The sequence below is a fragment of the Paenisporosarcina sp. TG20 genome (genome assembly GCF_000286315.1).
GTDB lineage: Bacteria > Bacillota > Bacilli > Bacillales_A > Planococcaceae > Paenisporosarcina.
The window spans coordinates 1-23,068 of record NZ_ALJG01000321.1 but is presented as its reverse complement, the minus strand read 5'-3'; the positions used below and the strand labels follow the sequence as shown (position 1 = coordinate 23,068).

The window sequence follows — 23,068 nt, the reverse complement described above, 5'->3', positions numbered from 1 at the left end:
AACGGAAATCACTAGATTTAAAAAGAAGGCTATCTTATTAAGGACCGGGAGTACCTTGCCCGGTTTTTCTTATAGTGACATGACAAATCCCACTAAACAGTATCCGTATCCTCATCAAAACTCCGCACAATGAATGATACCTTTAGTCATCACAATATGGCATAATAGTAAAATCAGATTATTAATTCGTTTAACGAAGAAGTTTCAGGAGGACATCAAGTGAAAACTGTATTTTCTTATGTGAAACCATATAAATGGCCGATTGCCATTGCACTTTTCCTTATGTTAATCGAACTATCAGTTGAATTAGTGCAACCACTCATCATTGCTAAAATTATTGATGACGGCATTATGAAAGGCGATCAGTCGGTTATTTGGACTTGGGGAGGGGTCATGATGCTCATGGCTCTAGTTGCTTTTGTATCAGGTGCGACAAACTCTTTCTTTGCGTCTCATGCGTCACAAAGTTTTGGGTTTGATGTCCGTAGTGCATTGTTTAAGCAAGTCCAACAATTTACAGTTGCCACGTTTACCAAATTTCCAACAGCCGGTTTAATCACTCGACTAACTAGCGATGTAACAATGGTACAAAACGTTCTATTTATGAGTTTACGTATCATGTTACGAGCTCCGTTACTCGTACTTGGTAGTGTCATTATGGCATTTATCGTCAATGCATACTTAGCCATGTTCTTGGTTATAGGTGCACCATTTCTCATCTTTTTCTTATATTTCATGGTCAAAAAAGGGGTAAGCTATTTCGCACTTGTCCAAGTTAGACTTGATCGAGTGAACCGTGTACTTCAAGAAAATTTACAAGCTGTGAGGTTAGTGAAAGCCTATTTACGTGGTGAATTTGAGTCATCGCGTTTCGAGAAAGTATCGGACTTGTTGAAAATGGATACAGTGAAAGCCATGCGAATTATGGAACTCATTTTACCTTTACTGCTATTAGTGATGAACATCAGTGTACTCGCTGTATTATGGTTTGGTGCACGAGAAATCCAAACAAATGATGCCCAAATTGGAGAGTTAGTGGCAATTATTAACTATGCAATGAGAATGACTGGAGCATTCTCCATGTTTTCCTTCATTATAATGGCTTTTGCACGTGCGAAAGCATCTTCTGAACGAATGGAAGAAGTGTTACTTGTAAATGAAGGCTTAGAAAGAGATGGAGAATCAGGCAAGATGCATGGATCAGCGGAAGGAGAAATTAGCTTCCACAATGTTACATTTAATTATCCGAATACAGTTGAACCAGTGTTAAAAAATATCTCATTTGAAGTTAAATCCGGCGAAAAACTTGCCATAATGGGGGCTACTGGAGCTGGAAAGTCAACATTATTACAACTCATTCCTCGGTTCTTTGAAGTCTCATCGGGCTCTGTAAAAGTAGACGGTAAAGACGTTAAAAATTGGTCATTAGATCAGTTACGACAAGCAATCGGATTAGTCCCTCAACAATCAATTCTGTTTACAGGGAGCATCTATCAAAATTTAGCATGGGGTAAAATGGAAGCGTCTATTCAAGAATTGCAACAAGCAGCTCAACAAGCACAAATTCATTCATCCATCGAACAATTTGCCAAAGGCTATGACACTCGAGTTGGTCAGAAAGGTGTGAATTTGTCTGGGGGACAAAAGCAGCGGCTGACAATAGCGCGTGCCTTGGTGAGAAAACCAGAAATCTTGTTACTCGACGACAGTACCAGTGCGTTAGATGTGAAAACAGAAGCGGCACTTTGGGAGGCTTTAGAGAAAGAACAAGCCACCATGCTAGTAGTGACACAAAAGATTCTGACTGCAAAAGGTGCAGACCGTGTTTTGTTATTGGATAATGGTCAAATTGTTGCATATGGACCTCATGATGAATTACTAATCACTTCCGATTTATATCGTCAAATCGCGGAGACGCAACAACAACAGGAGGTGCCTGGACATGAGACAGACTCCATTTAAACCATTTGGCTACGAACCAGTATTAACAAAAGAAGATGTTACACCTGTAAAAAAGAAAAAAGGTGACAGAGCTGGAAATTGGCAGGATGTCTTAAAGCGCATTTGGCAACTTGTGGATGAACAACGTGGGCTATTAATCACAGTTCTCTTACTAGTCTTTGTCAGTTCAGCACTTGCATTAGCAGGCCCTTATTTACTGGGGAAAATTATTGATAAGTACATTGTGCCAGGTAATTTTGCCGGTTTGACAGGTACGATGATATGGCTAATCGCAATTTATTTGTTACTATCTATAGCGATGTTTTTCCAAAACTATTGGATGATTGGCATCGCACAACAAACGATATATAGAATGCGTACCAATTTATTTGCTCATTTCCAAAAACTGTCCGTTGGCTTTTTCGATAAGCGCCAACATGGTGAACTCATGAGCCGTGTGACAAATGATATTGAAAATGTTAGTGCAACGTTGAATAGTTCATTTATACAAGTCTTCGCAAGTATATTAACATTAACTGGAACTGTTATTGTAATGTTGACCTTGAGTCCACTATTAACAGTACTTACCATGACAATCATTCCAGTGATGTTTTACGCAATGCGGTGGATTACAAGAAGAACAGGGAAATTATTTAAAGAGCAACAAAAGGCAGTTGGCGATTTGAACGGTATGATTGAAGAGACCATTTCAGGTCAAAGAATCGTTAAAGCCTTTTCGCAAGAGGACCGTGTTACGGATGAGTTTATCGTGAAAAGTGAACGTCTTCGTCGAACAGGATTTTGGGCGTTAACGTATTCAGGGTTCATTCCTAAAGTCATGAACATGTTAAATAACGCAAGCTTCGCTATTGTAGCCGGCGTTGGAGGTATACTTGCATTAAATGGTCACGTGACCATTGGAACGATCGTCATCTTCTCAGAATATGCCCGACAATTTACCCGACCATTGAACGACTTAGCGAATCAATTTAACACCGTCCTATCAGCAATTGCTGGCGCGGAGCGGGTTTTTGCCATAATGGATGAACCGATTGAAAAGGATGAAGCAACCCTTCGAGTCGATACCAAGTTAATTGGGAAAGTGGAATTTGATAATGTGTCTTTCAAATACGAACAATCCGATGAGGAACAGATTATTAGCAATGTTAACTTCACCTTGAAACCAGGTGAAACTGCAGCTCTAGTAGGTGCAACAGGTGCTGGCAAAACAACTATCATGCAACTACTCGCTCGTTTTTACGATACGAACGAAGGGGAAATTCGTATTGATGATATCCCCATACATGAGATACCTCGTCAAACGGTGCGAAGTCAAATGGCTTTTGTATTACAAGATCCGTTTTTGTTTGAAGCAACAGTAAAAGAAAATATTCGTTATGGCAGATTGAATGCGACGAATGAAGAATTAATAGAAGCAGCAAAACAAGCCAATGCACACGACTTTATTCTAAAGTTACCGGAAGGATATGACACTGTTCTGACAGCAGACGGTGGAGAAATTAGTCAAGGACAAAAGCAATTGCTCTCCATTGCCCGGGCCTTAGTTGCAGATCCAGTCATTCTACTGTTGGATGAAGCAACCAGTAGTATCGATACAGTAACAGAAATGAAAATTCAAGAAGCACTTGAACGCTTGATGGAAGGGCGCACAAGCTTCGTGATTGCCCATCGGTTAAATACTGTTAAAAAAGCTGACGTCGTCTATGTTATGGACCAAGGGCAGCTAGTTGAATCAGGAAGTCAACAGCAACTGATTGATCAAAAAGGTTTGTTTTACAATATGTTGACTGGATCATCTACTGCACAATAATCCTTTAGGGAAGTACGAGAGATTTAAGTGTTCACTTGAAAAATAATTTATCGCTGTGTGAATTGGGTTTCAGGTTAGTATTGGTTCGCACCCCCTGCTGGAATAGGATCATAACGTAAAGAATGAAAATGAGGAGCTACGTAATTTTGTCACGTAGCTCCTCATTTTCAATACAACTAGGGGTTAGTTCATTAACGATTACTTATTTGTAACTAGTGTAGAGGAAGTTAAAGATTTTTTTGGTACAAATCCACCCAAGAATAATTTTCCGTATGGAACAAGTTTCTGAATAATGATTGAAGCAATAATCGGCAAAATGATGCCTAATGCAGTGAAGCCAATAATTCCATAATTGAAATAATCATTTAATACAATATCTGTAAAGATGTGCAAATACATGATAGAGATAGAATGTTGTTCAATTCTTCGTAACCAATTCATGGACATACGACTTGCGAGGAATTGAAATACTCCAACAAATACAAGAGTAAAGGACAGCGGGACAATTAAATCAAACACTAAATGGTCATAGCGCAAAAATTTCATACTTAAGTGATAGTTAATAACGCCGAAATGATCAAGTGAAATAGCTAACACACTTCCAATTAATCCAGCTACTATCCAAGATTGGGTGATATTCAACCAAATGTTTTTCATATAATAGCCAAGTGCAAAATATACAACTGCCATCAATGCCACGTCCATGTTCCAAATCATTGGGATTGTTTGAGAAGCTTCAGCAGGACTACCGCCGATCAAGCTCATTGCAATCAAACTTTCAATATGGGCAATTAAATAAAATACGACTAAGATAGCTATTTGTTTTGTCCGATTAAAGTATTTTGTCAACCATAGGAAGACTAAGTAAGCAAAGAACAAAGTGGTAACGAACCAAAACACCCCATAAGCGCCACGTGCAAAACGGCCTCCAATAACGAGTGTCCATAAATCACTTAAATACCATGAAATATCCAAATTACCAGAACCTATTTCCATCCCATATCGAACGACCGTAATGATTAGAAGGAAAAATAAATAGGGTACGATTAGCTGCATAAACCGTTTATGAATGGCTTGCTTAGTAACACCTTTTTCCAGGATAGGTTTAAAAAATATACCGCTTAATATGAAGAAAGCTGGCATGTGGAACCAATAAATATACTTCCCAAGGGGGAAATCAAGTTCTCCAGGATAATGGCCAATAACGACAAGAATCATTAAAAATCCTTTTGTTACGTCCATCCAAGATAAACGTTTATTTTGCATTTCTTACTCCTCCAAATTCGAACTATTGTTAGTATATATCCGTTTTTGAGGAAGTTAAGCAGTTGTGGCTATATTGATATGTATTAGTCATTCCACTGCAACAAAGGAGGGAATATTTGTGGGAATTTCCATACTACTAGTTTCCTTTAGACGTATAAACATCAAAGGAATGCAGGTATTAGTTAAAAATCAAAGCAATTGCAAAACACCTACAACCTTTTAATAGATTGTAGGTGTTTTGAAATATAAGATAATAAAATTTTTCGACCTTAACGAAACGTTATTCCACAACTACGAAAGCAGGCAATGGATCTGCAAAAGTTGTCCAGTCAAATTTCATTTCTTGATCGGTTAATAAACAACTATCAAGTTGTTTTTCAATTTCTTCGCGGTCCATATCCAAGCCTATCCAAACCATTTCAGTTTGGCGATCACCGTGCACATCATCCCATCTCGCTGCAATGGTTTCATCCTCTAACATGATTTCAAGCTGCTCGGCTTTTGGAAGAGAGGCAATCCAATTTCCCGCTCCTTGGAATTGTAGAGAATTTCCAGCTTGAGATAAAAGGCCAGCCATTTCATTTCGTGTTGCCAACCAGAAAAAACCTTTAGAACGAATTATTTCTTGTGGAAATGCACTTAACCAAGCATTCCAACGCTCAGGATGGAATGGACGCTTGCGTCTATAAACAAATGAGCTAATACCATATTCGTAAGTTTCAGGAATATGTTCTTCATTTAATTCTTTCATCCATCCCGCCAATTGACTTGCCTCTTCGAAGTCAAATAATTGACGATTCAATATCTGACTAGGAGCAACTACGCCGTTCTCGATAGGAATTATGATGGCATCAGGATTCATTTTAAGTAGGAATACTTTAAAAGCCTCTAAAAATTCAGCGGTCACTAAATCAGTTTTACTAATCAGAAGAATGTTCGCAAACTCAATTTGGTCGATTAATAAGTCTGATACGTCGCGCACATCTTCCTTATCATCTGTTTGTTTGCGTTCAAATAACGATTCACCGCTTTCATAGTCACTCCAAAAGCGGAATGCATCTACTACTGTAACCATAGAATCAAGTCTGCAATATTGTGTAAGGTCTATTCCAACTTCCTCATCGATATAGGTAAAAGTTTGTGCTACAGGAATTGGTTCTGAAATTCCTGTAGATTCAATAACGATATAATCAATATCTCCTTGTTTAGCTAATTTTTCTACTTCAATCATTAAATCTTCTCGTAGGGTGCAGCAGATACAGCCATTTGTTAGCTCAACTAATTTTTCCTCAGTGCGAGAGAAACCTCCACTTTGAATAAGTTGTGAGTCGATATTAACTTCGCTCATATCATTGACAATAACCGCTATTTTCTTACCTTCTTTATTGGCAAGTAAATGATTTAATACTGTGGTCTTTCCGGCACCTAAATAGCCGCTTAAAACAGTAACTGGAATTTGAGTTTGCATATGTGAGCCCCTTAATTGTATTTGTAAATAGTAATGATTACGATTTAAATAATACACTTATTTAGCAAAACGTGCAAGAAGGGAGGAGGAAAAGGATTAACCAACGTCCATTTCTTATAAAAAGAGTTCTATTAATTTGAGTAATAACTGATGAAAAGGTTTCAATCTAGATTGGATTGGGTCTCCGTTTTGCTAATACGCTGGATTTTAACCTGATGAATAAAAGAGAATAGTGATGTGACGTTGTCAAACTGTTTAGCGTAATTTTGTGCAAAAGCACCACGGAAACCTTGGTCGTGCAGAAATGGAAAAAACAAAAAACGTTTCTCCATAGTGGAAGAAACGTTAAGTAGATGACATATTAACTAATTATTGTTGGTGCTTCCAATAAAAAGTGTTCACGACTCGGTCCAATTAAATGCAATTCATGCATAGGACGTGTCATTGCGACATAAAGCAGCTTTCGATCAATTGAATGCTGTCGGAAAGGTGTTTCGATTGCCACAATCAATACTGCATCAAACTCTAACCCTTTCGCGAGATGACTAGGAACGATGAGTAACTTAGACTGATCAATATCTGATTGATCACTCAGTAATTGAAAAGGAAGCAAATCATTCAGTTGGGTAGCTATCAATTTAGCTTCTGTGGTCGTTTTACAAATGAGTGCGATAGAATGGTGACCACGACTGCGAATCTCTTGTAATAAAGAAACAATCCGTTGTCCTTCTAGTTCATTCATTTGATAATATTGTGGCTCGATACCATGGCGAACAACTGGTTCAACTAATGGTAAGTCTTCATCCATTTGCATCAATATACTGTTGGCCATATTCATGATTTCAATGGTTGTTCGATAACTTTTTTGTAGAGTTTTATATGACGCTCTTGTAAATAAATCAGTAACAGGTTCCCATGAAGTGAGTGCGCGATAGCTATAAATACCTTGGGCTAAATCTCCAACCATTGTGAACATATCCGTTTCAAGACCTTCTTTTAAGGCTGCTAACTGAAATATACTGTAATCTTGAACTTCATCAATAAAAACAACGCGCATTTTCCATTTACCCTCTATGCCTTTTAGTTGCGAATGCATGTAATAAAGTGGAGCCAAATCTTCGAGTTCCCATGACTCTCGTGAATGTGTTTGAAGGAATGAGAGACGTTGTTCGTCCGTCCAGTGTGTGGCGATATCAGTCAAAAACTGTTCATCCGTCACAAAATCACGATACATCTTTTTAATATTGGCTTTCTTAAAGCGCTTCATATAAGAAGACGCAGTTGTTTTAGATTGCTTTTCAATTAACGGAATCCGATAATCGCGCTCATCTATCAACTTTGTGACCGCGATTTTGCGCTTCGCATCATCGCGTATACCATATAAAGCTTTATCTAGTGACTCATCGTATTTTTTACTTAAGACAAACAGAATTTCTTTTTTCTTTTGTCGTACGTGAGCTTGTAAAATCAATTTGATACGTTCTAATCGTTTTTCAACAGGCATGTAAGAAAACTCTTGAAGAAATAGTTTTTTCAATTGATTACTTTTCATGATGCGGTATTTTTCTATAAATATATCTTCAAATTGCTTAGCTATCGATTGTTCATAATCAAACAAATATATATCTAGTAGATCCTTATAAGTAAGAGACCCTTTCATCCGAGATTGCCACAGCAACATTTCATCTGGAGCGTCTTGTTCTGTCAAAATGGCTAACTTTAAATTCGAGTCTTGTAATTTTAATTTGATACTAGTAGCTGCCATTACGTATTCCGTGTAAGTGGTTTGGCAAATCTTGCTGACACCAAGCTCTGGTAAAACATCTGCAATGTAGTCCATAAACAGTTTGGATGGTGCTAAAATCATTAGTTTGTCGGCAGGGAAATGTTCACCCATTGTATAAAGGAAATACGAAATTCGGTGTAGCGCAATCGTCGTTTTTCCACTACCCGCAGCACCTTGCACGAGGATGGGCTGTTTTAAATGAGCACGAATAATATCATTTTGCTCAGCTTGAATGGTTGATACAATTTCTGTTAAACGAACATCCGCTTTTCCAGAGAGAGCCTCTTGTAACAACTCATCATTGGTCGTTAAATCAATGTCATTCACAGATTTTAACTCACCGTGTTCAATCGTATATTGACGCTTTGAATACAGATATCCAGTAAATGTATCATCCCTAACTTCATACTCAATATCCCCGAGTCGTCCATCGTAGTACACATTGGCAACCGGTGAACGCCAGTCCACAATAATCGGTTCTTGCGTTTCTCTATGGAATAGGGAAGTTTTACCGATATATAACATTTCACTTTCTTCTCCATCTTTTTTAAAATGGATACGTGCAAAATATGGTTTTTGTTGAATTGATTCAAGTCCTTCTTTTTGGGAACGAGCCATTTCAAAGAACCGAGCATTTGTTAATATGTTCAAATAGCTTAAACTGGAATCCAAATAATCAAGATCTGCCATGGCGTGACGAATATTTTCCTGTGCTGATTTTACATCCCGCTTAGATTCTTCGAGTAATTGTTGCATATAGTGTTTTGTGTAGGTGAGGCGCTCTTGCTCTTGCTCAAAATCTGGATGTCTCTGTGTCATACAGTCCTCCGATATGATAGAATTTGTGGCCTACAATTGGTAAAATAAAGGTATTTGGGGTTAGAAAACAGAATAGTATCTTAACATAATCCATTAACCCGTGCAATAGAAGTTTTCTAATAATTCAATGAGTCTGTTAAAGTGTTTGGGGTCGTGTCATAATAGAAAGAGATGAGAAGAGTAAAAGTAGAGCCTTAAGGGGATTCAATGATGGAAAAGAAGAAACCATTGGCACAAGATCAAAATCCTGCTGCACAGGGAGAAGAAGGTATACATACGGATTTTAAAGAAGACATGACGTACTCTGAATATCTTCATTTAGATAAATTATTAACAGCTCAAGATGGGATAACTGGTCATCACGATGAATCTTTATTTATCATCATTCATCAAGTTTCTGAGTTATGGATGAAATTAATTTTACATGAACTTAACGCAGCTATTACAAATATTGAAAAAGATGATTTACAACCAGCATTTAAACAGCTCGCTCGGGTATCCAAGATTCAAACTCAAATTATTCAAGCTTGGGATGTACTTGCAACATTAACACCTGCGGAATACATGGAGTTTCGTTCTTCCCTCGGAAATGCTAGTGGTTTTCAATCATATCAGTACCGCATGATTGAGTTTGCGCTTGGTTACAAAACCAAACATGTGTTAAAAATTTATGAAAAAGAACAAGAGTTACTAAATACCTTGAAGGAAGCTTTTCATCAACCTGGACTATACGACGTTGCGATCCGTAAGTTAGCACAAGCAGGTCTCCCAATTGATGAAGAGATTCTTACACGTGATGTTTCAACAACTTATGAGCCAAATGATAGTGTATTAGCAGCATGGACGACCGTGTACCGAGATGTTGATACATACTGGGAGTTATATCAACTCGCTGAGAAACTTGTGGATGTTGAAGATTGTCTTCAACAATGGCGTTTTCGTCACATGAAAACAGTCGAGAGAATCATTGGATTTAAAACCGGAACTGGCGGCTCTTCAGGCGTAAATTATTTACAAAAAGTGCTAGACCAATATTTCTTCCCGGAACTATGGACGTTACGTACGGTAATATAAGGAGGAATTACGATTATGAAAATTTATGCACACCGCGGTTCAGCAGGTACGCACCCAGAAAATACAATTGCTGCATTTAATGAAGCAGCTCGACTAGATATTTATGGAGTGGAGTTAGATGTTCATTTAACAAAAGATGATGAGCTTGTGGTTATTCATGATGAATCCATTGACAGAACATCTAATGGTGTCGGGTATGTAAAGGATCTTACCTTAAAACAACTACGAACTTTTGATTTTGGAAGTTGGTTTGGGGAAGAACATGCAGGGGAATCTATACCCACTTTAGAAGAAGTGTTAAATATATTTCAGAATACAACCCATCATATTAATATCGAATTGAAATCAGACATTTTCCCATATGAAGGCATGGGGGAGATGGTACTACACTTGATTGAAAAGATGGGGCTATCTGAACGTGTAGTGATCTCATCTTTTGACCACGAAGCAATTCGGAATTTCAAAAAAACAGCTCCTCATATCGATGTCGCTTTATTAACAACAGATGTACTCGTCGATGCCTATGACTATGCTCGTTTTATTCCTGCAGATGCCCTGCATATTTCAATCCCAGCAGCCATGCGTAAAATGACACAAGAAGCCATGTTGAAAGGGGCAATCATTCGCGTCTTTACAGTTAATGAAGTTAAGCATGCACTAGCTTTACAAACAATAGGTGTACATGCAATTTTCACGGATTTCCCTGAAGAAATGAAGAAGGCGTTAAGTTTTAGTTAGTATCAGCTGTACAGCCGTATTGTTGTTGATTACTCTAACGAGTGTAACGAAGAAGAGGGTTAAGAGAACGCTATTCACCGCAAAACAACTGCAACATCATATTAAGAATGATAGGAAGATAGGGTGGCGACAAAGGTCACTTCGCTATCTTCCTTTAGTATGTCTAGGTTTCTTTAGTAAGCAACAAGTCTTTTCTCTTTTATAGAAATAGATATGCCCATTGGTTGATGTGGTGCATCGGACGTGAACTCACCGCAAGATCGCCTGTAAAAAAGGGATGAGCAAAGTGAAACCTTGCTCATCCCTTTCATTTGGTGCAGTGGACTTGCCGTCCGAAGCGACCTGGAAACCACAGTGTATTTTGCCTGGATTTTTTATTACCATTTTGCTTTATGATCTTCAATGCTACCAAGTAATTGAGTAATGGATAGACATGAGCCATCATCTAAATGAACGAAACCATTAAAGTAACCCACCATTTGATATCCAGTCATATTGACAAACCCAACTTTTATATTTGCTTCACGTTGTAGAAATGGAGTAAATGTCAAACTAACATCAGGTGAAAATTTAGAAGTAATGTTCCAGGGTTTCATCAAGTCAGTCTCGTCATGTTTGAAAATCACGTCTTCTGAAATTTTTGACATGTGTCCATCAACGAATACCGCATTTTCAGTCATGCCAGTACCATCTGTCCACATTCCACCAAAATTAAGTCCAATACGCTGGGTTCCCAAACGTTGAGAAGCCACAGCCCATTTTCTTGAAGCTTTTCTAGGCCAAACTCCGCGACCATAATCAAGTACAGCATAACTATCTTCTGAGTTGAAATTGTAGTGTTTATCCCCAACTTTGACAAATCCACTAGTCGGCATGATGTGATGTTTTGCAGTATGATGAAATAGTTGCCGATTCCAAGGAATTACCACATTTAATGATTCATCATTAGCCGGATGCTCAATTTGCAAATCCGCTTGAAGAAAATCCCCATCAAAATTTGAAATCATCACTTTCATATGCGTCTCACTTTGTATATGCAGCAGGTGCATGCTCATATCATCATTAGAGAAATTAATTGTTTCCAATACCTGATTAGGCATATGGACACGCTGACTTAATGACACAGTAATCGTTTTCTCGAAAAATCGTTGTGTTTCATAATCCACAAAATATACACTGCAAATTACCGTGTAGTCCATGTGACGAATGGATGCTGAAAACATAATGTCTTCCCCGTAGATACACCAGTAATTCCATTTTTTCTTGCGCATAAAGTGACCTGATAAGTTACTGTCAATCAAAGGTTTTCGCGAATAACCAATCGCTGCTGGATTCAAGTTTCCTTTTGAATCACATAAAGATGTTGGAGATAGGATTTCACGTTCTGCATGTTGCTGAACTTTTGGCATCTAGACACCCTTTCTCCTATTGAATCCACTACTGATATTGTTATATACTAGTATTATAACAAAGATATTGATTAGGGGTATTAGCTCAGATGGGAGAGCGTCACGCTGGCAGTGTGAAGGTCGTCGGTTCGATCCCGATATACTCCATAGCTTGTTTTATTAACGTTGTTCAGTCAATTTTTCAATGGATAATGAAGTTATGCAATACTCAAGATTTAATAGGAACACTTCAACTTTCTGGATTACAGAAAGTCGAAGTGTTCTTTTTGTATGTCATTGAATAGCAACATCTAAGAGCTTAAACTTCGCTACTTCATTTGAGTTGGTATTTTGAATCATTGAACTGTTACTGCTAATCAGTATTATAATGTCGCTCAATATATGATTGCTCTTCTTCATAACTCAGAATCCCAGTGGCACGTCCTACAGTTCCCGATTGAATACGCCAAATCTCATTATGGTCAAAATCTACTTCAGTAAAATCATTATTTCGCCATTTCTCGAGAATCCTGAGATAAGTTCCACTATGTTTATAATTACTTTTATTCTCTTCAATTACATCAATGAGCCGAACAACTCGATTCATTGTTAAAGGTTCATTTCCCCATTTCTCGTCTGCAATTACTTTCTGATGTGCCATCCGATGAATAAATACACCTATTTTATCATCTGTTAAATCCATTGGCATATGTATTTCTAAATCAAAATCATCCTCATCTACCAATTCAATGACTGTTGCACCATCTTCATCAATTGTTTTATTGACTGTAACATCTGTTTTCGTAAACATAGGCAACTCGGGTTTGATTTTGATATATATAAGAGTTCCGATTAAACCCACAACACCGAGACCGATAACTAATTTTTGAACTTTATTCAATTTGAAGGTTTTATTATTATTTTTGTTCATAAATTCTCCTCGTTTGTTAACACTTTAATGTTTGTATTAATAAATGCATAGTAATTCCATCGAGTATATGGAATGCATTGTAATCTTGCAATACATTTGCTATGACCTTGGAGCACTACTACCACACCATTCACTGTCTAGACTTTCAATAAAGCTTGTTATTGGTATTATATTCCACGTAAGGCATGGTGACAACTGAGTTGCATTATGGCTTTTAAAAAAATGCTAAACCAGATGGGATATATGAAAATGAACAGTGTTATGACAAAGTAGCGAGGAAAGAAATAAGTCTAAGTCACTGATTAAAGAATTTTTAAAATCTGTATTGTTAAAAATAACTTTCTTGCATATAATAAGAACAAACGTTCTTGTGGAAGGTGAATCAAATGAGAGAAAATCTTGCTAAGTCATTGAGGTATGGGCAATTAGTGGATATCATGTATGTCTCAAAGTGTGGTCAGATAACCAAACGTCGTTTAAAAGTTTTAAGGTTTGAAGGTGATATATTTCAAGCCTTTTGTTTTCTACGCCAAACAAAACGAACCTTTATAATCAGCAATGTCTTAGCATTAATACCTGTAGAACATCGAGAAAATGGTATAATTTAAGTAGACATAGTTTAATTGTATATATTATAAATATCATAACTAGAATAGGTGACTAAATAGTAGAGTATGAGCATAACCTTTTAAAGTATTGAAATTCAGGTTTTAAATATTTAAATGGTTTGCAAGATGTGAATCAAATATAATTTAGAGTAACTTAAATAGAACTGAGAGCGGGCGGACAACATAGAATTTTTAGCATTTCCTTTATCCGAGATTCCATATGTAGTGATCACATTGGTATTTGCTTTTACTCTTCATGAATTTATGCATGCTTGGATGGCATCAGTGTTCGGAGATGACACAGCAAAAATCCAAGGGAGAGTCACACTTAACCCACTAAAACACCTAGATTTTTTTGGGACACTGTTAATTTTTATCGCTGGGATTGGATGGGCAAAACCTGTACCAATTAATAGCATTTATTTTTCTACTAGACGCATTCAATCGATCATCGTTAGTTTAGTTGGACCGCTTAGTAATTTTGTTTTAGCTTTTATTGGATTTAGTATTTGGTACTTCACTCCTGTAAGTATTTCAGTAGAAGAATTCCTTAATATCTTTGTTGCTCTCAATGTAGTATTAGGTGTGTTTAATCTATTACCTCTCCCACCTTTAGATGGATACCGGATCGTATCCAGCTTATTTCCACCATCAATTCAATTGAAACTTCGCCCTTTAGAAATGTACGGTTCTATTCTATTTTTAGTGGTCATATTAACACCAATTGGTGATGTCACTATAATTCCATTTATCAGAACAAGTATAGATGTCGTTATGAATTCGTTCCATGCATTTTATGAAACCATAATTCCAAATTAATAGCATGCAAAAACCATCCATTTGTTTAAATGGGTGGTTTTAACGTTATAAACCTTTTTGCTATTCTGATCGACTAAGAATTTCATTCCAAATGCACCAAAAGTTAAGCAGTATTGGAAGTCCTAATTTCGACTGTAAGTGGAATCAACTGAAGATAGAATAAAGAAACTTCCAAACTTAAAGAATGTAATGAAAGGCCGAAATAGTATCTTCGGCCGTTTACTTTCTATAAAATCAGTATCTATTCTCTCGTACACCAAACTCAAACCATTAAGTACGTGAAGGCAGGAGGGCGAAGGGGCCAACCGCAGAATTACTACAAGCAAGTTGAGATAGGGGGGTTAAAAATCCGAAGTTCCCTGGAAATCTAAATTTATATTGAATTTCCTAAGTAGAAAAGTCTACACTTTACTCAAATCAGGATTAGTCCATTCTTTAAGTTTTGTGCGTTCAAAAACTTCTTCCCCAAGCCAAAAGCACAATGCGAAAAACATAGAAAGAAAAATAAAAAAGTTAGCAGGATCATTCGTATATAATCCCTTTATAAAATAAATGAGAGAAATTAGAGCAAACAACCATCCGCCCATTGTCACATAAATAAGTAACCTCTTTAGAGCTGCATAACGTTTTTCGTGAATGGTTAATGCGTGAGCCATCAAATTCACTGGAATTCCGTATAAAAGGATAAAGGGTATAGCATAAACGGTCATTATATATCCAATACCTTGAAAAACAATGAATAAGCACACACCCCCGAAAACGATAGACGTCAGTAATCCACTCAGAGTTCTTCGCATAACCTAACACTCCGTTCTTCTAAATTAATCAAATGTTTCATAATCTCTCCTAAAGGGGGGAACGTACATGTACAACCGCCAAGCGGCTGTTCAATATGCAAATACATGGTGGAATTCATATAATCCTGCATATCCAACTTTTGACGTAGATTGCACGAATTATATTTCCCAATGCTTGAAGGCGGGAGGAGCACCCATGAGAGGGTATCCGAATCGTGAAAAAGGGTGGTGGATTGAAGGCGGAACATGGAGTCTAAGTTGGTCTACTGCTCACTCACTCCGTTGGTATTTAGAAACCTCAACTGTGGGATTGAAAGGTTTAAAAGTAGCCAATGCTAGAGACTTAGAACTAGGTGACGTCATTTGTTATGATTTTGAAGGAGATGGTCGTTATGATCATACTACTATAGTGACTGGATTTGATGGCAACGAACCGTTAGTAAATGCTCATACCAATAATAGTAAAGACAGGGATTGGAGCTACAATACTTCCTACGCTTTTCAAAATGAAACTAAATATATTTTTATTCACATAGTCGATTCTTTTAATTGATTTCTTTTGTTACCTAGAAAAGAGGGATGCTCCAAGAGTCATATAAAAATGACGATTGTAACATCCCTTTCTTTAAGTAAGCATTTATTCAGCAGGCACGTGCCATAGAGTAGCGATTGTTCCTTCGCCAGCATGTACAGCAAGTACAGAGCTGATTTCTCCAACACGCACTTCCAAGTTTGGTACTTTTGCCTGGATTAATTTCTTTAAATCTTCCACTTGATCTAATACATTTCCGTGCATAAGATCAATAGATCGGACCCCATCTTTTTCGTACGCATCAACAGCTTTGTCAACTAAATAGTTAATAGCTTTATTTTGAGAACGTACTTTTTCAAATGCTTTTAATTCGCCAAATTCGGTTAATTGAATAATTGGTTTAATTTTTAGTAAGCTACCTAAATAAAATTGAACCCCACTCATTCGTCCACCTTTATACAATTGATTTAAGTTCCCGATGAGAATGTAGTTTCGAAAATTTTTCATTTCACTACGTAGTTTAAGAGCAATTTCTTCAATGTTCATTCCTCTTTCTTGCAAAATAAGACCACGTTCAACGAGTAAAGTAATCCCTGAAGAGAGTGCAAGAGAGTCGATACATTCCATATGAATTTCTGCAATTTCTGCACCAGACTTAGACGAAGAAATTGTTCCACTCAACTTTTCAGAAATGTGTACAGCTATAATAGCTTCATAATCCTCACTAATCTTTTCATATAGCTTAGCAAATTCACCAGCAGGTGGTTGCGAAGTTTTAGGGAATTCTTCTGCATTTCGAATACGGCTGTACAGTTCATCTGATGTTAGTTCTACTCCATCTGCAAATTGTTCTTGTCCAAAATGAATGGTTAATGGGACAACATGAACATCTGGATGCGCAGCAAGTATATCACTTACATAAGCGGTACTATCAACAATCCAAGCAATTGGTTTTTTCGACATTTAACTAAACACCCTATCTTTTCTTTAATATTTTGATTATTTAATATTATACCATCAAAAGTATTATCTCGCGATGCTATTTGGTTTTAAGAGAAATAAAGCTATTCACTCAATAACATCAAGACCGTTTCCATTTTTGTTCCACAAAAGATTGTTTGATGTCAAATCGATGGCGATACATAATTAACAAGATTGAAACAATGATAGGCCACGAACTTTCAATTTCATACAAATAAAAAATTGATACAATATATGCAATATAAGCCAACATCATGCTAAGAGTTGCACTTCTCAGGAAAAATAGGGACAGTAAAAATACAATACTAAAAGTAAGTGCAAACATAAGATTAAATGTAAGCCCAATCCCAATAAAAGTTGCTACACCTTTTCCACCGTTTCCTTTTAACCAAAAAGGAAACAGATGCCCACAAATAACAAACAAACCTCCCATTGCAACTATCCATTCAGGATACCCTAAATACCGACCTGCAAGAATGACAAGTACGCCTTTCATAGCGTCACCTAATAATGTTAGAAGAAATGCTGATTTACCAATAACGACCCCTGCATTACGAGCGCCCAAATTACCACTACGATGTTCTCGCAAGTCAGTCTTATAAAACTTACCTACCCACCAGGCAGTCAGTAAATTTCCCAATAAATAGCTCGCTAATAAATAGACAACAATCATGCGAACCCTCCAAATGCTTTCTTTCTATTATGAAGGAATAAGACGATACTTGGAACAACCAATCGCTCCTAGTCGTGGTTTTATTAAATGTTTAATTAGGAGGTAATTGGTTAGTTGCAACCAAATCTGTAAAGTTGCAACGAAACTCAATAAGTTGCAACGAAAACTAATAAGTTGCAACGAAACAGCATCTTACGTTGAAATCATAAGTGTTATTAGTCGACTTCCAATGATAATTGTTCCTTTCTACATGAGATTCCACTCAGTCCTCACAAATATTTCAACAAAATCATGAGTTAGCTCTCATAATCTCTCTTATCTAATAAGAAAGATCGGGTAAAGCGCATTCTAGCCAGACGCAGAGGCTGGAAGTTAGACATAGCTACTCCAAACTTTGAATAACAAATCACTCTAAGACATGGTCTAATTAATGATTAATTAGGAAATAATTGGTTAGTTGCAACGAAATCCAATAAGTTGCAACGAAAATTAATAAGTTGCAACGAAACTCAATAAGTTGCAACCAAATCTAATAAGTTGCAACGAAACAGCATCTTACGTTGAAATCATAAGTGTTATTAGGGGACTTCCAATGATAATTGTTCCTTTCCACATGAGATTCCACTCAGTCCTCACAAAAATTTCAACAAAATCATGAGTTAGCTCTCATAATATCTCTTATCTAATAAGAAAGATCGGGTAAAGCGCCTTCTAGTTCAAAGCCGGCGCTGGAAGTTAGAAAGACGAATGTTTCATCTTTCTGACTTCAAAAAGGGCCCGGGAGCTGACGATTGGAGCTAGACATAGCTACTCCAAGCTCACAGGTGTAACTCGAAAACCACCATGAATTATGTGAAACGTAAGCCATGGTGGTCTTCTTATAGCGCAAAAAAACCTACGACATGTCGTAGGCACTAATTTTAAATATGGTTCAGACGTACTAAACTAAGTGTTCCATCAATACCTTGAAGAGATGCTTCAAAATGGGTAGCTGTATAATTAGTTAGCAGTTGTTTGGAATCCTCGGTTTGTAGTAAATCATTGTAACCCTGCTCGCTCATAACTAAATCGTTGCCAGAACTTTGATTTTGGATACGTGCAGCCATATTGACAGTACGGCCGAAGTAATCAAGTATATCATTAGCATTCACAGCAATAACTGGACCACTATAAAAGCCGATTTTAATTGAAACAGGCTGTGAGAGAGTTGAGTTTAATTCATCAATGTTCGCTTGAATTGCATGTACTGCACCCAAAGCTAATGTGTCTTGGTAAAAACCAGCCATTACAGAGTCACCAATCGTTTTGATAATTGTTCCATGATTTGTTTGTATATGTTTTTTTAAATAATCAAAGTGCTTTTTTACATCTGAATAGGCAAGTGCATCACCAATCGCTTCGTATAATTTCGTTGAGCCTTTTAAATCCGTAAATAAAATTGTCATTTCGCCTACTCCGATTTGTTGTTCAGGCGACAACACTTCCGTTGCAAATAAATCACGGAACAGTTGCAAAGATGTTACTTCCCGTGCAGTTAATGCAAATGAATCCCACTTGGTTTCTTCAAGTACTACAACTATTTCATAAGGTGCGTTGTTGTGAATTGTAACTTCATTCACCAATCGCATCAAATCTGTATTAAATCCTAATTCTTCTGTATACGTAAGAACGCCGGACCCTTCATGATATCCTTGATCGAATTGGACGCTATGATTAAACTTCAAAACTCGTAGTCGTAACTCTTGTGGCCATTTAGCTAAGTTCATCATACGGCTTTCACCTGATGGAATCCGTGTTTGGGCGACGACATGTGGTGAGTTCATTGGACCATTTAAACAGAATAACTTTTCCTCGGTTTTTCGTATCGAAGGATTTATGACGAACCGCATTTCAACGTAGCGATCAAAATTCACTTCGTAATCAACTCCACATAAGTCACAGTGGACCGTGTTATTCAGTAGTCTCAATGAAATAGTCTGTTCTTTCGAAACCCGGCAGTTAGGACACATTAAACTCCATTGTTGATCTAATAAACCAGCCTTCGTTGCTAATAAGAACATTTCAATCGTTTCGAGTTTTTCGTATCCTCGGTCATGCGCCCATTGCAACGGTTTAATATGACTCACTTCGTCGTCGTTATGAGTCTTAATCATATGTATAAGGCTATGTATCATGTCTTCATTAGAAAAGGTTTCTCGAAACCGACTTACAATTAAATTCAAGCGCTCAGAATTAACGGTTATCATCTGTTTTTTCTGCGGTCTAGGTTCGTCAGAAGATTTGTTTTCTATATACAACAATGAGTAAGGAAAGATGCGGCGGAGTTGTGGGATGATAATTAATTTTAAACCGACATTCCCTAGGAGATTTCGAATCGTAAAATCCGCTTCAAGGATAAGGCGAGTTCGGTTTTCATTGATTCTCTCTAAACTAACAGTCCATAATGCCCGTGATACAGGGCCGATTGAGTAAATTCGTTCTATTACATAATGGGAGTTTTTTACCCATTCAAAAGCGTGCTCACTCCAAGCATTTTTTACTAAGCCCAGAGCTTTTCCTTCCGCTTTACGATGTAGTATATTGTTTTCGTATGTAAAGGGGGAAAACTGGACAGGGAAAAGTCCAATATATTGATTAAAATGATTCGTATCTGAAAGTAAACCCCATAGTTCTTCAATTGACAAGTCGAATTCACGATCTTCGTGGAAGAGAACATTTTTGCTCATTTTCAATCTCCTATTCTATCAGCAGCATATTTGTAGCGGATGTCAATAAATGTGTCGATATGTAGAAGGAATAAATCGATTAAAAAAGGGTCGAAATGCTTCCCGCGTTGTTCCAATAGAAAGGAAATAACCTCTTCAATGGACCAGGCTTTCTTATAAACTCGTTCGCTTGTCAAGGCGTCAAATACATCAGCAATTGCAGTAATTCGCCCAAAAATATGAATCTCATTTTCTTTTAGACCAATAGGGTAACCGGTACCGTTCCATTTTTCATGATGTTCATGTGCAATAATTGCTGCCATTCGCAACAATTCTCGGTTAGAATGTTTAAAGACATTGTAGCCAATGGTTGTATGAGTTTTCATTAATTCGAATTCTGTTTTAGTTAAAGGACCAGGCTTTAATAATATCGTATCGGGAATTGCCACTTTTCCGATATCATGCATCGGGGAAGCCAGTTTCAACAAGTGAGCTTGCGAGTCCGTTAATCCAGCTAGCTTAGCCAAAGTAAATGAATATTCCGCTACACGTTTTACATGATTACCGGTTTCTTGTGAACGACTTTCGCCGATTTCACCCATCGTTTCTATCATTTCTCTTTGAGTTTCTATTAACTCGTTACGTAATATTGAAGATTCCAATGTTTTACCAGAGTAGGAAGCTGCTAACGTCAGGATTTCTCTATCACGTTCTGAGAATATTTCATTAACAGTCATTTTATTGATAGCTTGGAATGCACCAATGACAATTCCTTCCGAGTTTCGAAAAGGAATACACAATACCGATTTTGTTAGATACCCAGTGGAGAGATCGATTGTTTTGTTAAAACGATCATCTTTATAAGCATCTTTTACAATAATGGATTCTCCTGTCGAAAAACTATGACCAATGAACCCACTTTTCTCAGGAACCATTACGGGGTCAATCCCATGTGCTACAATAGTCCATAGTTGATTACTTTCTGGATTGTGAAGCCAAACTGTACAACGATCTGCAAGAACTAGATTTTTGCCTAAGTCTGCTAAAATCATTAGCAACTTATCTAAATCTGTTTCTGCCGTGATTTTCTCCATATATTTAAAAATGACCGCAAGTAATTCATCTGATTGCAGCTCGTTTTGATGGTGAAAAGTGGATGTGGGGTCATGTTTAAACATATCGAAAATCCTTTCTATCTTGACGTCAATTGTTGTTTCTTAAGAAAATTTGATTGGTATGATAATATTAACATAGCTTAAATGAATCTAATAGTTTAGATAAACGAGTCAAAGCTAGTTTATCATCGATTTGGAGGAGCTTTGATGTCGCTTTTTAGTTATTTGCTAATAGGTCATTTAATAGGTGATTTCTTGTTTCAAACCACTTGGATGGCCATATTTAAGACAACCAAATGGGTACCTTTAATCGTCCATTGTGTTGTTTATACAATTTCGGTCACTGCGCTAGCATTCGTCGGATATGGTTTATTGCCGGTCGGTGCAATTGTACTATTATTCATGAGCCATATTTTCTTGGATCGTCGCATATTTGTTGCGTGGTGGGTAAAACATATAATGAATGTAAAAGGTAATGAAGAAAAATGGCTCCTAATTATGGTGGATCAAATTTTTCATATAATTATTTTAGGTATTATTGCACATAGCTGGTTTTAACTTGTTATTGAAAAGGGGAACTTACACATGAATGGACAATCTTTATCAGTTCGTGACGCTATACTTCAACGTCGTTCAATTAAAAAATTTAACGGACAACCAGTAGAACGCGATACATTAATGACAGTTTTAGAAGATGCAAAGTGGGCGCCAAACCATGGCAACCGTGAACCATGGAGACTAGTCGTTGCTAGTAGTGAAGAGCTAGATGAGTTACATACAGTGTTACGGGAATTCGGCATACCTAAATGGCAAGAACTTCCTGAAGTTGCATTGTCTAAGCAAATGAAAAAATTCCTTGATCCAGGTGCATATGCATTTGTTATCGTCAAAGAAGATGTTCGTCAAAAAGAACGATTGGAAGATTATGCTGCAGCTAGTTGCTATATTCAAAACGCACAATTGCTAGCATGGGACCTAGGTATTGGTTCTTGTTGGAAGACTCCACCATTCATTGATGCGCCAAATTTCCGTGAGATAATGGGTGTCAAACCAGAAGAACGTATCATAAGCATGCTCCAATTTGGTTATTATGATGAAATGCCAAAAGCAAAACCACGTATGTCTGTAGAAGAATTTGTTACATTCTTCGGTTCTAATTAAAAAAATTCCCGGCATCGTTACTTAAACGAGTACCGGGATTTTTTTAGTTAAATATAGAAGATGGTATTCAGAACTCTTTTAAAAAATAAGAAAGTATATAAAATTGGTGTGCTATGAATTCAGTATTCCTGGCATTTTAAGGAGTAGGTTCTATTATGATACCGCTGATTTGCGCTCCAGGCGGACGCTTTCCACGGGGCGGGCGGTAAGCCTCCTCGGTCGCTGGCGCAAACATGTGCTCCTGCGGTTACTCGTCGCAAACGGATTGTGCACAATCCGTTCACTGCGGGGTCTCGCCTGTCCCGCTGATCCCGTAGGAGTCGCCGCCTTCCGCTTCAATCAAGTAAATGTTTTCGAATTTATCATAAAAGAAAATACAACTTAAAAAGAAGGGAGTATATGCTTTTTAAATAGCAGAAAGTCACTGGTACTTTA

At 37.3% G+C, this 23,068-nt stretch carries 18 protein-coding genes and 1 tRNA gene; 9 read left to right on the top strand and 10 right to left on the bottom strand.

The genetic code is table 11. The annotated features are described in order from the left end of the window. The first annotated feature begins 219 nt into the window (after positions 1-219). Entirely contained in the window at positions 220-1,962 is a 1,743-nt protein-coding gene (locus B371_RS0112945) for an ABC transporter ATP-binding protein (RefSeq protein WP_019414749.1), read from the top strand. Next, positions 1,943-3,772, top strand: a complete 1,830-nt coding sequence (locus tag B371_RS0112940; protein ID WP_019414748.1) for an ABC transporter ATP-binding protein — start codon at positions 1,943-1,945, stop codon at positions 3,770-3,772. The genes B371_RS0112945 and B371_RS0112940 overlap by 20 nt, the downstream gene beginning before the upstream one ends. Positions 3,773-3,970: 198 nt before the next feature. On the opposite strand, the gene B371_RS0112935 is transcribed toward B371_RS0112940, so the two are convergent. The 3 genes from B371_RS0112935 to helD all read right to left on the bottom strand — a co-directional run bounded on the left by B371_RS0112935 (position 3,971) and on the right by helD (position 9,111). Further along, on the bottom strand, positions 3,971-5,038 hold the full coding sequence (locus B371_RS0112935) for an acyltransferase family protein (protein WP_019414747.1): 1,068 nt from the start codon (positions 5,036-5,038) through the stop codon (positions 3,971-3,973). Between the two features lie 280 nt (positions 5,039-5,318). Beyond that, a complete protein-coding gene (locus tag B371_RS0112930; RefSeq protein ID WP_019414746.1) occupies positions 5,319-6,506 on the bottom strand; it encodes a GTP-binding protein in 1,188 nt (395 codons plus the stop codon). Between the two features lie 361 nt (positions 6,507-6,867). Next, complete coding sequence (gene helD / locus B371_RS0112920) at positions 6,868-9,111, bottom strand: RNA polymerase recycling motor HelD (RefSeq protein WP_019414744.1); 2,244 nt, start codon at positions 9,109-9,111, stop codon at positions 6,868-6,870. A 210-nt stretch (positions 9,112-9,321) separates the two neighbouring features. Between helD and kynA the strand changes: the two genes are divergently transcribed. Then, complete coding sequence (kynA, locus tag B371_RS0112915) at positions 9,322-10,185, top strand: tryptophan 2,3-dioxygenase (protein ID WP_019414743.1); 864 nt, start codon at positions 9,322-9,324, stop codon at positions 10,183-10,185. Between the two features lie 15 nt (positions 10,186-10,200). After that, the gene (locus B371_RS0112910) at positions 10,201-10,923 is read left to right on the top strand and encodes a glycerophosphodiester phosphodiesterase (protein WP_019414742.1); all 723 of its coding nucleotides are present in this window, start codon (positions 10,201-10,203) and stop codon (positions 10,921-10,923) included. A 377-nt stretch (positions 10,924-11,300) separates the two neighbouring features. On the opposite strand, the gene B371_RS0112905 is transcribed toward B371_RS0112910, so the two are convergent. Then, positions 11,301-12,332, bottom strand: a complete 1,032-nt coding sequence (locus tag B371_RS0112905) for a DUF2804 domain-containing protein (protein ID WP_019414741.1) — start codon at positions 12,330-12,332, stop codon at positions 11,301-11,303. A 74-nt stretch (positions 12,333-12,406) separates the two neighbouring features. Here B371_RS0112905 and B371_RS0112900 point away from each other — a divergent pair. Next, positions 12,407-12,479 (top strand) — tRNA-Ala (locus tag B371_RS0112900). 205 nt (positions 12,480-12,684) lie between these two features. Here B371_RS0112900 and B371_RS0112895 read toward each other — a convergent pair. Next, positions 12,685-13,242 (bottom strand): DUF6241 domain-containing protein, encoded by a 558-nt coding sequence (locus B371_RS0112895; RefSeq protein WP_019414740.1) that lies wholly within the window; start codon positions 13,240-13,242, stop codon positions 12,685-12,687. An 842-nt stretch (positions 13,243-14,084) separates the two neighbouring features. Between B371_RS0112895 and B371_RS0112885 the strand changes: the two genes are divergently transcribed. Then, positions 14,085-14,669 carry a site-2 protease family protein gene (locus B371_RS0112885; RefSeq protein ID WP_019414738.1) on the top strand — a complete coding sequence of 195 codons (585 nt, stop codon included), beginning with the start codon at positions 14,085-14,087 and terminating at the stop codon, positions 14,667-14,669. A gap of 401 nt (positions 14,670-15,070) precedes the next feature. Here the strand turns inward: B371_RS0112885 and B371_RS0112880 are convergent, their stop codons facing one another. After that, entirely contained in the window at positions 15,071-15,466 is a 396-nt protein-coding gene (locus B371_RS0112880; protein ID WP_019414737.1) for a hypothetical protein, read from the bottom strand. 67 nt (positions 15,467-15,533) lie between these two features. Between B371_RS0112880 and B371_RS0112875 the strand changes: the two genes are divergently transcribed. Continuing rightward, the gene (locus B371_RS0112875) at positions 15,534-16,019 is read left to right on the top strand and encodes an amidase domain-containing protein (protein ID WP_019414736.1); all 486 of its coding nucleotides are present in this window, start codon (positions 15,534-15,536) and stop codon (positions 16,017-16,019) included. A gap of 84 nt (positions 16,020-16,103) precedes the next feature. Here B371_RS0112875 and B371_RS0112870 read toward each other — a convergent pair whose 3' ends face one another. From B371_RS0112870 to B371_RS0112855, 4 genes are all read right to left on the bottom strand, one after another. Continuing rightward, positions 16,104-16,961 carry a DegV family protein gene (locus B371_RS0112870; RefSeq protein ID WP_019414735.1) on the bottom strand — a complete coding sequence of 286 codons (858 nt, stop codon included), beginning with the start codon at positions 16,959-16,961 and terminating at the stop codon, positions 16,104-16,106. A 118-nt stretch (positions 16,962-17,079) separates the two neighbouring features. Further along, the gene (locus tag B371_RS0112865; protein ID WP_019414734.1) at positions 17,080-17,652 is read right to left on the bottom strand and encodes a glycerol-3-phosphate acyltransferase; all 573 of its coding nucleotides are present in this window, start codon (positions 17,650-17,652) and stop codon (positions 17,080-17,082) included. 920 nt (positions 17,653-18,572) lie between these two features. After that, positions 18,573-20,378 carry an adenylate/guanylate cyclase domain-containing protein gene (locus tag B371_RS0112860; RefSeq protein ID WP_019414733.1) on the bottom strand — a complete coding sequence of 602 codons (1,806 nt, stop codon included), beginning with the start codon at positions 20,376-20,378 and terminating at the stop codon, positions 18,573-18,575. A 2-nt stretch (positions 20,379-20,380) separates the two neighbouring features. Continuing rightward, positions 20,381-21,535, bottom strand: a complete 1,155-nt coding sequence (locus tag B371_RS0112855) for an HD domain-containing phosphohydrolase (RefSeq protein WP_019414732.1) — start codon at positions 21,533-21,535, stop codon at positions 20,381-20,383. Positions 21,536-21,679: 144 nt separating this feature from the next. On the opposite strand from B371_RS0112855, the gene B371_RS0112850 reads away from it, so the two are divergent. Next, entirely contained in the window at positions 21,680-22,030 is a 351-nt protein-coding gene (locus B371_RS0112850) for a DUF3307 domain-containing protein (protein ID WP_019414731.1), read from the top strand. Positions 22,031-22,057: 27 nt separating this feature from the next. Then, on the top strand, positions 22,058-22,633 hold the full coding sequence (locus B371_RS0112845; protein ID WP_019414730.1) for a nitroreductase: 576 nt from the start codon (positions 22,058-22,060) through the stop codon (positions 22,631-22,633). The last annotated feature ends 435 nt before the right edge of the window (positions 22,634-23,068 follow it).